Consider the following 14,709-nt stretch of genomic DNA (forward strand, 5'->3'; position numbering starts at 1 on the left):
ACTAGTCCTTGCTGTTGCTTTTAGCTTCTATGGCCTTAAACTCATCCTGTATGTTTCTGATCTGGGCTTTATCAGCAACTCTTAACAATTGATCCATGGAGTTTTTCCTGGAGTCTAGTTTTGCCATCACAGATTTAACCTGCTTCCATTCTGTTGCAGACCAAACGCTTTGCCGGCTACGCACTTTTCCGATAAACGTAATGTAAGCATGTTGTAGGTTTGATGCAGTAAGAGCACTTATGTCAGCATAAGGCCCTAATAGTTCTTTTTCAAAGCTTTTAGCGGCAGGCTCCGTTTGTAGCAGTTCTTGAGAGAGATGATTGCATATAACAGGGCTAGCTGCCTCTACTGCAAAAGAAAAAGCCAGAAGCAGTAAGGCTCTACTATAATGCGTAGCAATTGCTTTCATAAACTTGTTGCTCCCTCCTTGTAGGTTTACGAAACTGTAAAACTAAAGTATGTAACGCATCCCATGGGGTTGCTCCAGCGGCTTATCCGGCTCCAGAAACGCCGGCATCCCTGGCCTGCTCATGCAAAAAAATCGAATAATAAGCCTTACCTTTGTATATACCCGCTCCTAAAGCGCGTTAAATCTGAATTTTATCTTTAAATCTGTAACTATAAAACAAATGGCAACCGGATTTTTTAAAGTACCCACTCCAGTAAACGAACCTGTAAAGTCTTATGCACCGGGGTCGCCGGAGCGCGAAGAGCTGCAGCGCACTTATAAAGAACTTAAGTCGAAGAAAATCGATGTGCCAATGTACATTGGCGGCGACAAAGTATACACCGACAACAAGCACCCAATGCTGCAGCCACACGACCACCAGCACATACTGGGTCATTTCAGCTATGGCGATGCGTCACACGTGGAACAGGCTATCAATGCGGCTTTGGCTGCACGCGAGGCTTGGGCTAGTATGGGTTGGGAGCACCGTGCTTCTATCTTCCTGAAAGCCGCTGAATTATTGGCAGGCCCTTGGAGAGCACGCATGAATGCAGCCACCATGCTGGGGCAGTCTAAGAACGCATACCAGGCTGAGATTGATTCTGCTTGCGAGTTGATCGACTTTTTGCGCTTTAACGTGCAGTACATGACGGAAATTTACCAGATGCAGCCAGAGTCATCTCCGGGTATATGGAACCGCATGGAGCACCGCCCACTAGAGGGATTTGTGTTTGCGCTTACGCCATTTAACTTTACAGCCATTGCCGGTAACCTGCCTGCTTCAGCAGCTATGATGGGTAATGTGGTAGTTTGGAAACCTGCTAACACGCAAGTATATGCCGCTCAGATGATCATGGAGCTTTTCCGTGAAGCTGGCTTGCCAGATGGCGTTATCAACCTGGTTTATGTAGATGGCCCAACTGCTGGCGACGTTATTTTTAACCATGCTGATTTTGCCGGCATTCACTTTACCGGCAGCACAGGCGTATTCCAAAACATCTGGAAAACAATTGGCAATAACATCCATAAGTATAAAACTTACCCACGCATAGTTGGCGAGACAGGAGGCAAAGACTTTATACTTGCTCACCGTTCTGCTGACGCTAAAGCATTGGCTACAGGCATAGTGCGCGGTGCATTTGAGTACCAGGGCCAGAAATGCTCTGCTGCCTCTCGTGCTTACATCCCGAGCAACCTTTGGGAAGAGGTAAAAGGCTATGTAATAGAAGACCTGAAAACCTTTAAAATGGGTGCTCCGGAAGATTTCAGCAACTTCATTAATGCCGTTATTGACGAGAAGTCTTTTGATAAAATTGCCAAGTACATTGATGATGCCAAGGCAAGCAACGAAGTAGAGATAATCGCAGGTGGTAACTATGATAAGTCGAAAGGTTACTTTGTGGAGCCTACTGTACTGTTCTCTCATAACCCGCAGTACATCACCATGTGTGAGGAGATCTTCGGGCCTGTAATCTCGATTTATGTGTACGATGAGAATAACTTTGAAGAAACAATTGAGCTTGTAAACGCTACTTCGCCTTACGCCCTAACAGGAGCTATCTTTAGCCAGGACCGTTACGCTGCCGAGTATGCTACTAAGAAATTAGACCAGGCTGCCGGTAACTTCTACATTAACGATAAGCCTACAGGCGCCGTTGTGGGCCAGCAGCCGTTTGGTGGCGCGCGCGCATCCGGAACTAACGATAAGGCCGGCTCTATGCTGAACCTGCTCCGTTGGGTATCGGCACGTTCTATAAAAGAAACGTTTGCACCGCCAGTAGATTACCGTTATCCATTCCTGGGAGAGAACAAGTAAAAAAGTATACCTTATTAAGTATAAATCCCCTATTAGCATTTGAGTTGATAGGGGATTTTTTATTACCTGCCATTTGGCACATAATTTATACTTTTGTTTTTTTAATAGACATACCTTGTAACACCGACTCCAACACGATGATATGAAACAACTTATACAACTAAAGCTAACTCTAATTTGTACGGCTATCATACTTTTAGTGGCAGGCTTTACTACTACTGCGCATGGCCAAGTTTTACCTGGCTCCAACGATCCAAGTTTTAATACAGCAGATGTAACATACAGAGCGGGAGAAGGCTTTAACGGTACTGTTTATTCTGTAATTCCGCAGCCTGATGGCAAGTTGGTGATGGGTGGAGAGTTTACCTCCTTTAACGGCACCACCACGAACAGGGTCGTACGCCTTAATGCCGATGGTTCGCTTGATAATACCTTTAGCTCCGGAACAGGCTTCGATGGTTTTGTTCATGCCATTGCCCTGCAGCCTGATGGAAAAATACTTGTTGCAGGAGGCTTTTCTTCCTATAAAGGTACCTTCAGTCGCAAAATTGCTCGCCTAAACGCAGACGGTTCACTTGACGAATCTTTTGATATAGGATACGGCTTCTTCAATGACATTTTATCTATGGTCCTGCAACCTGATGGCAAAGTGATTGTGGGAGGAACTTTTACGTCTATAAATAGTACCGCTCGTAACAGAATAGCGCGTTTGAATGCAGACGGCTCCCTGGATACATCTTTCAATCCAGGCCAGGGATTTAATAGCAATGTTCAGGCAATGGTTTTGCAGCCGGACGGTAAAGTAGTGGTAGGAGGTTATTTTTCAACCTTCAACGGTGTTTCCCGCAGCAGGATTGCCCGTTTAAATGATGATGGTTCGCTGGATGTTACTTTTACAGTCGGTACAGGCTTTATCACAAGCCAGAACAGTTTTATCAGAGCCTTGGCATTGCAGCCTGATGGTAAAATTGTGGCGGGAGGTGCAATCGCCCAATACAACGGCACTAACCGTAGAATGATTGCCCGCATTAACGCCGATGGCTCGCTAGACAATTCCTTTAATGCAGCTATTAAATCTGGCACATCAGTAGGCTTTAATGATTATGTAAGTTCTATAACCCTGCAGTCTGACGGCAAGATAATGGTGGGTGGAGAATTTACTGCCTTCTACGGAAATAGCTCGAACATCAACATAAACAGGATTGCCCGTTTACATACAAATGGCTCTCTCGATACATCTTTTAATCCGGGAACAGGCTTCAGTCACTATGACGACAATATTTATGCTATAACTATACTACCGGATAGCAAAATGATCGTGTCCGGTTCATTTTGGTCATTTAACGACTTACCCCGTTCACGCATTGCCCGGCTAAACGCAAATGGCACCGTTGATAAAACTTTTAATCCCGCAACAGGAGTAAGCCATTCAGTAAGCGAAATGATCTTACAACCCGATGGGAAAATACTTATAGAAGGATCATTTGGATCTTATAATGATGTTGTGCGCAATAGTATAGCCCGCCTCAATGCCGACGGGACATTAGACCCTTCTTTTAATCTTGCCCAGGGATTTGACAATAGAACTTCCGCAATGATTTTGCAACCCGATGGTAAGATTATAGTCGGAGGAGCGTTTACTAAATTTAACGGAATTGCCCGGCGTAACATTGCCCGTCTAAACGCCGATGGCTCCCTGGATACTTCCTTCGATCCTGGATCAGGTTTTAAAAAAGATTATCAGGATAGCGGTGTTGGTTCTTTGGCAATACAACCAGATGGTAAAATTGTGGTTGGAGGCAATTTCACATCGTTTAACGGAACCGCCCGACACTACATCGCGCGTCTCAACGCCGACGGGTCCTTGGATGCTTCTTTTAACCCAGGGAATGGTTTCGATGGTAGTGTTTATAAGCTTGCTCTACAGCCTGATGGTAAGATAGTCGCAGTATATTCAAGTTATTATCTTTCAGGATCAATTTTAGTTCGCCTTAACGAAGACGGCTCTCGTGATAATTCATTTTATTCAAAAAAAATTAATTATACCGTACATTCTGTTGCTCTACAGCCAGATGGAAAAATTATAGCAGGCGGAGCATTCACAAATAATTATGACCCAATATACTACAGGATTATCCGACTAAACGCCAATGGAAGGCAAGACGAATCATTTGTTACAGGAACAGGTTTTAACAATGATGTTTTAACTATTGCTCAACAGCAGGATGGGAAGATAATAGTGGGCGGAAATTTTACCTCCTTTAACGGCACCTCTACCAACCGTATTGCCCGCTTGAACGATAACGGAACATTGGATACTTCTTTTGATCCGGGAACAGGCTTTGATGGTAGTGTTGAGGCAGTCGCCTTACAGCCTGACAATAAAATTGTAGTAGGAGGCGGCTTCTTGTCTTATAACGGAACGCCCAGGAGAAGAATTGCCAGGTTATATGGCGCAGAAGACACACCTTTAAGCACAGATAAAGCTGTAAGGAAAAAGTTAGACGTGCAGGTATATCCTAATCCAACCTCAGGAGACATTAATCTAGTTTTCGATGGTTCGGAAGCTACTACCCGTATTGTTGAATTAATACTGTACAACAATATCGGCCAGCCTGTTTTGCAGCGGGTAATTACACCGGAGCAGGCGAAAGCAGGAGTAAAGTTACCTACAACTAACTTTGCAGCAGGAGTTTACCACCTGAGGGTAAAATGGAATGGCAGAACCATATCTACGCAAGTGGTGCTGCAGAAATAATATCATTTAATTCAACCACATCAGAAAGAACAGTATACATAATCTTGCATTAAAGTATAAAGCCCTGCTAAGTTATTTGGCAGGGCTTTATACTTTAACCTAAAATCATCAAAAAGGGGTATTTTACGCTATTCTTCTTTTGCCTTACTTTACAAATAATTTAGTCGTGCTATAAGCAAGGCAAACTAGCTGCGATGCTTAGTCAAATTACGGGTGCAGACGTCATACCCCATATGGCAGAGCAGCTGCAATCTGTACGCTTGAATATCCCTTACTATAAACCCAACCCTTTACCCGAAAGCCATACTTATTAAAGTATGGCTTTTTCATGCCCCCTGAGGAGGTCGTGCAGGAAACTGCGGCATTAATAGCTGTATCAACACGAAAGTGCAAACTTAACCTCTATTTACACCACAGTTATCCTTTTGATTAATGGCTATTTATACCTAATTTTGCTCCCAAATTTCAAGAAACGATTACAGAGTTATGGAACCAACTGTAAATCAGTATGTACCATCGGACTACCTGCCGATAATTATTCAGTTTGCGGCTGCACTCGGATTTGTGATTTTTGCACTTGTGCTAACGCATTTGCTTGGCCCGAACCGCAAAAGCGAAGTAAAAGGAGCCTCTTGGGAAAGTGGTATCGAGTCTGTGGGTGATGCCCGTACGCCAATCTCCTACAAGTACTTTATGACAGCCATTCTGTTTGTGCTGTTCGACGTGGAGATTATATTCATGTATCCGTGGGCGGTAAACTTCAGAGAGTTTGGATTAGACGGCTTTCTGCAGATGTTTGTGTTCATGAGCATGCTGCTGGCTGGCTTCTTCTACGTGATCAAAAAAGGAATTCTGAAGTGGGAATAACCCATTAAACTTTTCACAAGGCTTCTGTGTTCAGATAGTCGGTGTAATTGCACCGAAACAAGACACAAGCAACCATATTGAAATGAGCGATAATAACGATATTAAACTAGTAGAGGCACCGGATGGCATTTCAGGTGCAGGTTTCTTTGCCACCTCATTTGAGAAAGTAATTGGATTGGCCCGTAAGCACTCGCTTTGGCCTTTGCCGTTTGCTACCTCTTGCTGCGGTATCGAGTACATGGCCACTATGGGCGCTAACTACGATATTTCCCGCTTTGGTTCAGAGCGCCCAAGCTTCTCGCCACGCCAGGCAGACATTCTGATGGTGATGGGTACGATTGCTAAGAAAATGGGCCCTGTAGTAAAGCAGGTATACGAGCAGATGGCTGAGCCGCGCTGGGTTATCGCCGTAGGTGCATGCGCCTCTTCTGGTGGTATTTTTGATACTTACTCTGTACTGCAAGGTATTGACCGCATAGTGCCTGTAGACGTGTACGTACCAGGCTGCCCTCCGCGCCCTGAGCAAATTTTGGATGGACTGATGCGTGTACAAGACCTGGCAGAAAATGAATCGCTACGCCGCCGCAACTCTCCGGAGTATCAGGCACTTTTAGCCTCTTACAATATTAAATAAGCAAATGGAGCTTACGAACGAAAACGTACTCGGCAAGATCATAAGCGAGTTTGGTGAAGAGAATATCTGGGATGCATTAAACCCGGATGGCATCATGACTATTACAACTAACCGCGAATCGATTCACGAGCTGATCAAATACTTGCGTGATGATGAAGAGCTGCAGATCAGTTTCCTGACTACCATGTGCGGTATCCACTTCCCGGACCACAAAGACAAGGAAATGTGCATGATGTACCAACTGCACAGCCTGCGCCACAACTATCGCATCCGCATCAAGGTATTCATGCCTGCTTCGGACCCGGTGATGCCTACTATGACAGACCTTTACGCCACCGCCAACTGGATGGAGCGCGAGGCTTTCGACTTTTACGGCTTTATCTTTACCGGCCACCCGAACCTGACGCGCATCCTGAACATCGAGGAGATGGAATACCACCCGATGCTGAAGCAGTACCCGCTGGAAGACCAGACAAGGGAAGATAAAATCAATACATATTTCGGACGCTAAGCCAAAGGAGTAAAACATGGCTACTGAAAATAAAAAAGCCGAGCTTACTGACCTGGAACAATTCCGCCTAGACCACGGACTTGCCCTGAAAGAAGAGCCGCAATTAACCACGCTTAACCTGGGGCCAACGCACCCGGCAACGCATGGTATTTTCCAGAACATCCTGCAAATGGACGGTGAAAAGATCATGGACGCAGTTCCTACGATTGGCTACATCCACCGTGCTTTTGAGAAAATAGCAGAACGCAGACCATTCTACCAGATCACACCGCTTACTGACCGCATGAACTACTGCTCATCCCCTATCAATAATATGGGGTATCATATGACGGTAGAGAAGCTGTTGGGTATTACTATACCAAAGCGTGCGCAGTATATCCGCGTGATCATGATGGAGCTGGCACGTATTTCGGACCACCTGATCTGTAACTCAATTCTGGGTGTGGACTCTGGTGCCTTTACAGGCTTCCTGTACGTGATGCAGGAGCGTGAGCACATCTACGACATTTACGAAGAAGTATGCGGTGCCCGTTTGACAACAAACATGGGCCGTATCGGCGGCATGGAGCGCGATCTTTCTCCAAAGGCATTGCACCTGATCGACGAGTTCCTGAAGCGCTTCCCGAAAGTATGGGCAGAGTTTGAGAAAATGCTTACACGCAACCGTATCTTCATCGACAGAACGACAGACGTTGGCGCTATCTCTGCAGAGCGTGCACTTAGCTACGGCTTTACCGGACCTAACCTGCGTGCTACGGGTGTAGACTACGACGTGCGCGTGATGAACCCATACTCTTCTTACGAAGACTTTGAGTTTGAAATTCCGGTAGGCTCTAAAGGCGATACCTATGACCGCTTCTTAGTAAGAAACGAGGAAGTATGGCAAAGTTTAAAGATCATTGAGCAGGCGTACAAAAACCTGCCTGAAGGATCTTATCACGCTGATGCACCGCACTATTACCTGCCTCCAAAACAGGAAGTATACCGAAACATGGAAGCCCTGATCTATCACTTTAAAATTGTGATGGGTGAGATTGATGCTCCGGTTGGCGAAGTATACCACAGCGTAGAGGGCGGTAACGGCGAATTAGGTTTTTACCTGGTTAGCGACGGTGGCCGCACACCTTATAGATTGCACTTCCGCAGACCATGCTTCATTTACTACCAGGCATATACAGAAATGATCAAAGGTGGCCAGCTGGCTGACGCGATCCTGACGCTGAGTAGCCTGAACGTAATTGCTGGCGAGCTGGACGCTTAATTAGAATTATAAATTACCATTTAACATTGGCCTTTGGCCGGTGACAATATAAAAATGGCAGAGACTATAAACGAAGTAAAGTTTTCTGATGCGGCCATGGCCGAAATTCAGCGCTATATAAGCCACTACCCAGAAGGACGCCAAAAATCAGCCTTGCTGCCTATCCTGCACATTGCGCAGGCGGAGTTCGGCGGGTGGGTTAGCCCGGAGGCAATGGACAAGGTAGCGGAGATCCTGAACATCAAGCCGATCGAAGTATACGAAGTAGCTACTTTCTATACGATGTTCAACCTGAAGCCAGTTGGCAAGCATGTACTGGAAGTATGCCGTACTGGCCCTTGCTGCCTGCGTGGTGCCGATCAGATGATCGATATGATCAAGCAGAAACTGAACATTGAAGAAGGCGAAACAACGGCAGATGGTATGTTTACCCTGAAGCCGGTTGAGTGCCTTGCTTCATGCGGCAGCGGCCCAATGCTGCAGGTGCGCGAACTATACTATGAGAACATTGATTCAGAAGAGAAACTGGACCAGTTCCTGGAGATGATGCGCAACAAAGAGCACGAAACGCCAACCTGGGCTAAGTAATTTTTGATTTTGTGACAAAGACTTTTTGACAAAGACTTAGTATGTTATCTCTTTTGTCCTTTGTCTTACAGTCCATTGTCAATCAACAATAAAGTATAATCAGGCAGGCTGCCGTTAAAGCAACTGTCAAGCTATATATCCTGCTAAAATGGGACTTAAAATATTAACCGAACATATTAACGTACCAGGCATCGAGACGCTGGAAGTATACCGTAAGCATGGCGGCTACAAATCTGTAGAGAAAGCCCTGAAAACGATGTCTCCGGATGAGGTGGTGGAAGAGGTAAAAACATCAGGCCTGCGTGGCCGTGGTGGTGCTGGTTTCCCTACTGGTATGAAGTGGAGTTTTTTGGCTAAACCAGAAGGCGTTCCACGTTACTTGGTTTGCAACGCCGACGAATCGGAGCCGGGCACTTTTAAGGACCGTTGGTTCATGGAGAAAAACCCGCATGCTTTGGTTGAAGGTATGATTACCTCCAGTTACGCGTTGGGAGCCAATACCTCTTACATTTACATCCGTGGCGAGTTGTTGTTCGTGCTTCGCATTCTGGAAAAAGCCATCGCTGAGGCGTATGCAGCCGGTTTGCTGGGCAAAAACATACTTGGCTCAGGTTACGACCTGGACCTGCACGTTGCTCCGGGTGGTGGTGCTTATATCTGCGGCGAGGAAACAGCTTTGCTGGAATCTCTGGAAGGTAAGCGTGGCAACCCACGTAATAAACCTCCTTTCCCAGCGGTAAAGGGTCTGTTCCAGTCTCCTACGGTGGTAAACAATGTGGAGACCATCGCTTCTGTGCCCTGGATCGTGAATAATACTGGTGCTGAGTATGCCAAGATTGGTGTGGGCCGAAGCACAGGTACAAAACTGATCTCTGCCAGCGGTAACATCAACAACCCAGGAGTATTCGAGATTGAGCTGGGCGTGCCGGTAGAGGAATTTATTTACTCTGACCAATACTGCGGCGGCATCTGGAAAGGTAAGCAACTGAAGGCAGTAGTGCCTGGAGGTTCTTCGGTTCCAATTCTACCAGCCAACCTTATACTTAAAACAGCAGCCGGCGAAGATCGCCTGATGTCCTATGAATCATTGTCTGACGGTGGTTTTGTGAGCGGCTCTATGCTGGGTTCAGGTGCCTTTATCGTGTTTGACGAAGACCAATGCATCGTGCGTAACACGTGGAACTATGCCCGCTTCTATCACCACGAGTCATGTGGTCAATGTAGCCCATGCCGCGAAGGTACAGGCTGGATGGAGAAAGTGTTACACCGCATCGAGTACGGTCACGGACATCAGCAGGATATCGACCTGTTGGTAAGCGTAGCCAAGCAGATTGAGGGTAACACGATTTGCCCACTTGGTGATGCAGCTGCATGGCCGGTAGCAAGTGCAGTGCGCCACTTCCGTGATGAGTTTGAGTGGCACATCAAGCATCCGAAAGAAGCAACAGCTCCGGGTGCCGTGTACAGAGGCCAACTTGACGCAATTACAGCTTAAGAAATTAACTACTGCTATACTTTAGTAGCTTAAATACAGCACAATTTATACTTGTGCGCCAATAATAGGAAACTTACAAATGGCTAAAATAACATTCGACGGCATCGAGGTAGAGGTAGAAGATGGAACTACCATTCTGCAGGCTGCTAGAAAAATTGGTGGCGATGTAGTGCCCCCTGCCATGTGTTTTTATACACCTTTAAAAGGTAGTGGCGGTAAGTGCCGCGTGTGCCTTGTAAAAGTAACACAGGGCTCTGCAAAAGACCCACGCCCTATGCCTAAGCTGGTGGCCTCGTGCATTACGCAGGTTCAAGACGGTATGGTGGTAGAGAATACTACAAACGAGGATGTACTGAACGCAAGAAAAGGTATCGTAGAGATGCTGCTGATCAACCACCCGCTGGATTGCCCTGTTTGCGATCAGGCTGGTGAGTGCGACCTGCAGAACTTGTCTTACGAGCACGGCGTGAGCGCTACACGTTACGAGGAAGAGCGTCGTACGTTTAACAAAGTAGATCTGGGCCCTTACATCCAACTGCACATGACGCGTTGCATCCTGTGCTACCGTTGCGTGTATACAGCTGATCAGATTGCTGATAACCGTGTGCATGGTGTGCTTGGCCGTGGCGATGCCGCTGAGATCGGTACTTACATTGAGAACGTGATCGACAACGAGTTCTCTGGTAACGTGATTGATGTGTGCCCGGTTGGTGCTTTAACAGACAAGACATGGCGCTTTAAGAACCGCGTTTGGTTTACGAAGCCAATGGATGCACACCGCGATTGCCCTACCTGCTCTGGTAAAGTAACGCTTTGGACGCGTGGCGAGGAAGTTCTTCGTGTAACAGCCCGCAAAGACCAATATGCTGAGGTGGAGGAATTTATCTGCAACACCTGCCGCTTTGATAAAAAAGAGGTGAAGGACTGGACAATCGAAGGGCCGCGTCACATTGACAGAGGCTCTGTAATTTCGGCTAACCACTATGAGCTGCCGGTTGTCAACGTTCCGATTGTACCAAATTTACCAGTATCCACTAAGAAAAACCTTCCACAGGAATAAGAAATGGAGTCTGTAGACCTATTATACAAAGCGATATACATTCTGGCGATTTTCGGCATAACCCTGTTGATCGCTACTTACTCAACATACTTTGAGCGTAAGATAGCTGCCTTCATCCAGGACCGCGTAGGCCCTAACCGTGCAGGTCCGGCTGGTTTGCTGCAGCCTTTAGCCGATGCAGGTAAGTTGTTTTTTAAAGAAGACTTTATACCTAATAAGGCAAGTAAAGCGCTTTTCATACTAGGTCCTGGTATAGCCATGCTAGTTGCTACCATGTCTAGCGCAGTAGTACCCTTCGGAGATAAACTTATTATTGGTGGCCATGAGATTAATCTGATTGCCATTGATGTAAACATAGGTGTACTTTACGTATTCGGTGTTGTATCGCTTGGTGTATATGGTCTGATGGTAGGTGGATGGGCATCCAATAACAAGTTCTCGCTGTTGGGTGCCATTCGCGCGGCATCACAGAACATCAGCTACGAACTGGCAATGGGGCTTTCGCTTATCGCTGTTTTAATGCTTAGCGGAACATTGTCTCTAAGAGAAATTGCAGAGCAGCAGAGTGGCTTTAACTGGAACATCTGGTACCAACCGCTTGGCTTTATTATTTTCCTGGTATGTGCTTTTGCAGAGTGTAACCGCACCCCGTTCGACTTACCTGAATCTGAAGCAGAACTTATCGGAGGATACCACACAGAGTATGGCTCTATGAAACTGGGTATGTACCTGTTTGCGGAGTATATAAACATCTTTGTAGCGTCTGCAGTAATGGCAACGTTATACTTTGGTGCTTACAACTTTCCGTTCATGGAAGATCTTCGTGCCGCCATCAGCGATCCTGTTTTAGCGAACAACGTGGTAACTATAGTTGGTCTGGTTGCAATGTTCACTAAAATATTCCTGTTCATTTTCTTCTTCATGTGGGTTCGCTGGACGCTTCCGCGTTTCCGTTACGACCAATTGATGAAGCTTGGCTGGCAGATCCTGATTCCGCTTGCGATACTGAACATTATGCTGACAGGCGGCGGTATTCTGTTAAAAGAGTATTTATTTTAAACTATAGTACCGAAATTTGAATGTTGCCGGGAGTATACCTGTTGAAAGTATAAACCTGCTACCCCAACACTCATAATCGAAATAGAGATGGAACCACTATCAAATAGAAGCAAGAAAGTGCAGAAAAGGGAGATGACCTTTACAGAAAGGGCTTACCTTCCTGCTATTGCACAAGGTCTTGGTATCACCCTAAAGCATTTCTTCAAAAAGAAAGCAACTGTACAGTACCCGGAACAAACACGCGAAAGAAGCGATGTATGGCGTGGCCTGCACGTGCTTAAGCGCGATGAAAATGGTGCTGAGCGTTGTACTGCGTGTGGCTTATGCGCGGTGGCTTGCCCTGCCGAGGCCATCACCATGACGGCTGGTGAGCGTAAGGCTGGTGAAGAGCATCTTTACCGCGAAGAAAAGTATGCAGTAACCTATGAGGTGAACATGCTGCGCTGCATCTTCTGCGGACTATGCGAGGAAGCATGCCCTAAAGCTGCCATTTTCCTGCAAGACGACAAATTAGCGCCTGCACGTTACGAGCGCGATGAGTTTATATATGGCAAAGACCGTTTGGTTGAGCCTCTTAAGACTACAGAAACAAAATAGCCCGATGACAGAGAACCTGTTCTATTTCCTGACTTCGCTTACGCTGCTTAGCGCCCTGATGGTAGTAATATCAAAGAACCCAGTACACAGCGTACTGTTCCTGATCATTACCTTCTTTACGATATCCGGCCACTACATTCTGCTTAATGCGCAGTTCCTGGCAGCGGTAAATATTATTGTGTATGCTGGTGCTATCATGGTTTTGTTCTTGTTCGTGATCATGTTTCTGAATATGGGCAAGAATGCTGAAAATGCTGTAAAAACCTCTGTCATCAGTAAAATAGCCGGTACACTAGCCGGTGGTTTACTTTTTGTAGTGATGATAGCTGCTCTAAAAGATGCCGCCATAGTTGGCTATAACCCTGAAACTTACAACTCGCAGGTGGGTATGGTAGAGAACTTGGGTAAGGTACTGTTTACACAATACCTGCTGCCATTTGAGCTTGCCTCCGTGCTGTTCCTGGTGGCTATGGTTGGTGCTGTGATGTTAGGCAAAAAGGAAACAGGAGAACAGCATTTTTAAGAAGTACTTTTCGATTTTTAAATACTGAAAGGGTGCTGCCATTGTGGTAGCACCCTTTTTTTATGACATTCTGAAGTGTTATATGATTTACAAGTATAGCATAAGGGAAATCCTCAAAGTAGAGAAGGTGGCGGCAAAGCTTATCCTCTACTCCACCGTTAACTCTACCTCCAGTAACTCAGACCCTCCTTTATCATCGTCGGTAACAATAATTGCTTTATACTTATTTTGATTTTCAGGCATTGTTACAATCAATGATTCTGCTTTGCCTTTATAAACGCTGCCATTTGTGTTCGTTAACTGCACAGCTGGCACTTGCAAAGGATTTGCAGCATCAGAGGCATAAGGCAAAGCCAATAAATCTATCACCCCTATAAAACTACCCAGCACTTCTCCGTCATCAATGGCATTAGAAGTAGCTTCAACTGACGCTGTGACGAAAAGCTTGCCTTCGGAAGTATAAGCACCTGAAAAGCCTGCACCGTTCTGCCCAACTGCAGGTAGCATAAAATAATAGGCTGCAGCGGCAGGCAACCCAGCATTACCTAAAATATAATCCTTAAAGTCTCCAGTATCAAACCGGAAAAGCACATTCGCCTTATTACCTATAGAACGGTGAAGCAAGTAAGTATAAATCTCGTCGGTGGCTAAACCTTCAATATTCAACTCGCCTTCGGTTTTAATTTTGAGAATACTTTTCAGGAAAGTAAAGAACCTGCTAAAATCAACCTCCCGCACTTTCATGTTCTCAGACAAATTAACCCAATAAGCTTTGTTCCTACTTTCGCTTGAGCCGGACCCTAGCAGCAGCAGCATGTTATCGCGGCCATACGTGAAGTGTGCCATACTTTCCAAGTCAGGCTTTTCCGCTTTCGGGATACGCCCGTTTTTAAAGGCTGTAGTATCAAAAAGAGGGTATTTGCGCTTTAACTCGAATGCCTCCCCTAACTGGTAAAGGTAAGGCGAATCGTCTCCGAGCACATAGTAGCTGCCCTCCACATATTCGATACCGGATGCGGAAGGGATTTGCTGTAACATGCGCTGTTGTAAAATAGACGCTTCTAGTTTCATACTTTCCAACTTGGTTAATAC

At 46.0% G+C, this 14,709-nt stretch carries 14 protein-coding genes; 12 read left to right on the plus strand and 2 right to left on the minus strand.

All coding sequences use genetic code 11. The annotated features are described in order from the left end of the window. Position 1: 1 nt before the first annotated feature. Positions 2-409, minus strand: a complete 408-nt coding sequence (locus tag Q1A23_RS04100; RefSeq protein ID WP_299819826.1) for a hypothetical protein — start codon at positions 407-409, stop codon at positions 2-4. A gap of 220 nt (positions 410-629) precedes the next feature. Between Q1A23_RS04100 and pruA the strand changes: the two genes are divergently transcribed. From pruA to Q1A23_RS04160, 12 genes are all read left to right on the plus strand, one after another. After that, positions 630-2,264, plus strand: a complete 1,635-nt coding sequence (gene pruA, locus Q1A23_RS04105; protein WP_299819829.1) for an L-glutamate gamma-semialdehyde dehydrogenase — start codon at positions 630-632, stop codon at positions 2,262-2,264. 142 nt (positions 2,265-2,406) lie between these two features. After that, on the plus strand, positions 2,407-5,022 hold the full coding sequence (locus Q1A23_RS04110) for a T9SS type A sorting domain-containing protein (RefSeq protein WP_299819832.1): 2,616 nt from the start codon (positions 2,407-2,409) through the stop codon (positions 5,020-5,022). A 486-nt stretch (positions 5,023-5,508) separates the two neighbouring features. Then, the gene (locus tag Q1A23_RS04115; protein ID WP_299819837.1) at positions 5,509-5,889 is read left to right on the plus strand and encodes an NADH-quinone oxidoreductase subunit A; all 381 of its coding nucleotides are present in this window, start codon (positions 5,509-5,511) and stop codon (positions 5,887-5,889) included. Positions 5,890-5,971: 82 nt separating this feature from the next. Beyond that, positions 5,972-6,523 carry an NADH-quinone oxidoreductase subunit B gene (locus Q1A23_RS04120; RefSeq protein WP_299819840.1) on the plus strand — a complete coding sequence of 184 codons (552 nt, stop codon included), beginning with the start codon at positions 5,972-5,974 and terminating at the stop codon, positions 6,521-6,523. Positions 6,524-6,527: 4 nt separating this feature from the next. Then, entirely contained in the window at positions 6,528-7,034 is a 507-nt protein-coding gene (locus tag Q1A23_RS04125) for an NADH-quinone oxidoreductase subunit C (protein ID WP_299819843.1), read from the plus strand. A 16-nt stretch (positions 7,035-7,050) separates the two neighbouring features. Next, complete coding sequence (nuoD, locus tag Q1A23_RS04130) at positions 7,051-8,295, plus strand: NADH dehydrogenase (quinone) subunit D (RefSeq protein WP_299819846.1); 1,245 nt, start codon at positions 7,051-7,053, stop codon at positions 8,293-8,295. A gap of 54 nt (positions 8,296-8,349) precedes the next feature. Further along, positions 8,350-8,883: an NAD(P)H-dependent oxidoreductase subunit E gene (locus Q1A23_RS04135; protein WP_299819849.1), complete on the plus strand. Its 534-nt coding sequence runs from the start codon at positions 8,350-8,352 to the stop codon at positions 8,881-8,883. Positions 8,884-9,031: 148 nt separating this feature from the next. After that, the gene (nuoF, locus tag Q1A23_RS04140; RefSeq protein ID WP_299819852.1) at positions 9,032-10,378 is read left to right on the plus strand and encodes an NADH-quinone oxidoreductase subunit NuoF; all 1,347 of its coding nucleotides are present in this window, start codon (positions 9,032-9,034) and stop codon (positions 10,376-10,378) included. Positions 10,379-10,457: 79 nt separating this feature from the next. Next, positions 10,458-11,438, plus strand: coding sequence for a 2Fe-2S iron-sulfur cluster-binding protein (locus Q1A23_RS04145; protein ID WP_299819854.1), 981 nt, complete (start codon positions 10,458-10,460; stop codon positions 11,436-11,438). A gap of 3 nt (positions 11,439-11,441) precedes the next feature. Continuing rightward, positions 11,442-12,497 carry an NADH-quinone oxidoreductase subunit NuoH gene (gene nuoH / locus Q1A23_RS04150; protein WP_299819857.1) on the plus strand — a complete coding sequence of 352 codons (1,056 nt, stop codon included), beginning with the start codon at positions 11,442-11,444 and terminating at the stop codon, positions 12,495-12,497. A gap of 87 nt (positions 12,498-12,584) precedes the next feature. After that, positions 12,585-13,094 carry an NADH-quinone oxidoreductase subunit I gene (locus Q1A23_RS04155; RefSeq protein WP_299819860.1) on the plus strand — a complete coding sequence of 170 codons (510 nt, stop codon included), beginning with the start codon at positions 12,585-12,587 and terminating at the stop codon, positions 13,092-13,094. Positions 13,095-13,098: 4 nt separating this feature from the next. Next, on the plus strand, positions 13,099-13,617 hold the full coding sequence (locus Q1A23_RS04160) for an NADH-quinone oxidoreductase subunit J (protein WP_299819863.1): 519 nt from the start codon (positions 13,099-13,101) through the stop codon (positions 13,615-13,617). Between the two features lie 147 nt (positions 13,618-13,764). On the opposite strand, the gene Q1A23_RS04165 is transcribed toward Q1A23_RS04160, so the two are convergent. Next, the gene (locus tag Q1A23_RS04165; protein WP_299819866.1) at positions 13,765-14,688 is read right to left on the minus strand and encodes a hypothetical protein; all 924 of its coding nucleotides are present in this window, start codon (positions 14,686-14,688) and stop codon (positions 13,765-13,767) included. Between the last annotated feature and the right edge of the window lie 21 nt (positions 14,689-14,709).

It is taken from the genome of uncultured Pontibacter sp., from assembly GCF_947492645.1.
Classification (GTDB): domain Bacteria; phylum Bacteroidota; class Bacteroidia; order Cytophagales; family Hymenobacteraceae; genus Pontibacter.

Coding starts and splice junctions, on each gene's coding strand:
- Q1A23_RS04165 (WP_299819866.1), bottom strand. CDS start 14,688: ATGAAACTAGAAGCGTCTATTTTACAACAGCGCATGTTACAGCAAATC.
- nuoH (WP_299819857.1), top strand. CDS start 11,442: ATGGAGTCTGTAGACCTATTATACAAAGCGATATACATTCTGGCGATT.
- Q1A23_RS04125 (WP_299819843.1), top strand. CDS start 6,528: ATGGAGCTTACGAACGAAAACGTACTCGGCAAGATCATAAGCGAGTTT.
- Q1A23_RS04115 (WP_299819837.1), top strand. CDS start 5,509: ATGGAACCAACTGTAAATCAGTATGTACCATCGGACTACCTGCCGATA.
- Q1A23_RS04155 (WP_299819860.1), top strand. CDS start 12,585: ATGGAACCACTATCAAATAGAAGCAAGAAAGTGCAGAAAAGGGAGATG.
- nuoD (WP_299819846.1), top strand. CDS start 7,051: ATGGCTACTGAAAATAAAAAAGCCGAGCTTACTGACCTGGAACAATTC.
- Q1A23_RS04135 (WP_299819849.1), top strand. CDS start 8,350: ATGGCAGAGACTATAAACGAAGTAAAGTTTTCTGATGCGGCCATGGCC.
- Q1A23_RS04160 (WP_299819863.1), top strand. CDS start 13,099: ATGACAGAGAACCTGTTCTATTTCCTGACTTCGCTTACGCTGCTTAGC.
- Q1A23_RS04110 (WP_299819832.1), top strand. CDS start 2,407: ATGAAACAACTTATACAACTAAAGCTAACTCTAATTTGTACGGCTATC.
- nuoF (WP_299819852.1), top strand. CDS start 9,032: ATGGGACTTAAAATATTAACCGAACATATTAACGTACCAGGCATCGAG.
- Q1A23_RS04145 (WP_299819854.1), top strand. CDS start 10,458: ATGGCTAAAATAACATTCGACGGCATCGAGGTAGAGGTAGAAGATGGA.
- Q1A23_RS04100 (WP_299819826.1), bottom strand. CDS start 409: ATGAAAGCAATTGCTACGCATTATAGTAGAGCCTTACTGCTTCTGGCT.
- Q1A23_RS04120 (WP_299819840.1), top strand. CDS start 5,972: ATGAGCGATAATAACGATATTAAACTAGTAGAGGCACCGGATGGCATT.
- pruA (WP_299819829.1), top strand. CDS start 630: ATGGCAACCGGATTTTTTAAAGTACCCACTCCAGTAAACGAACCTGTA.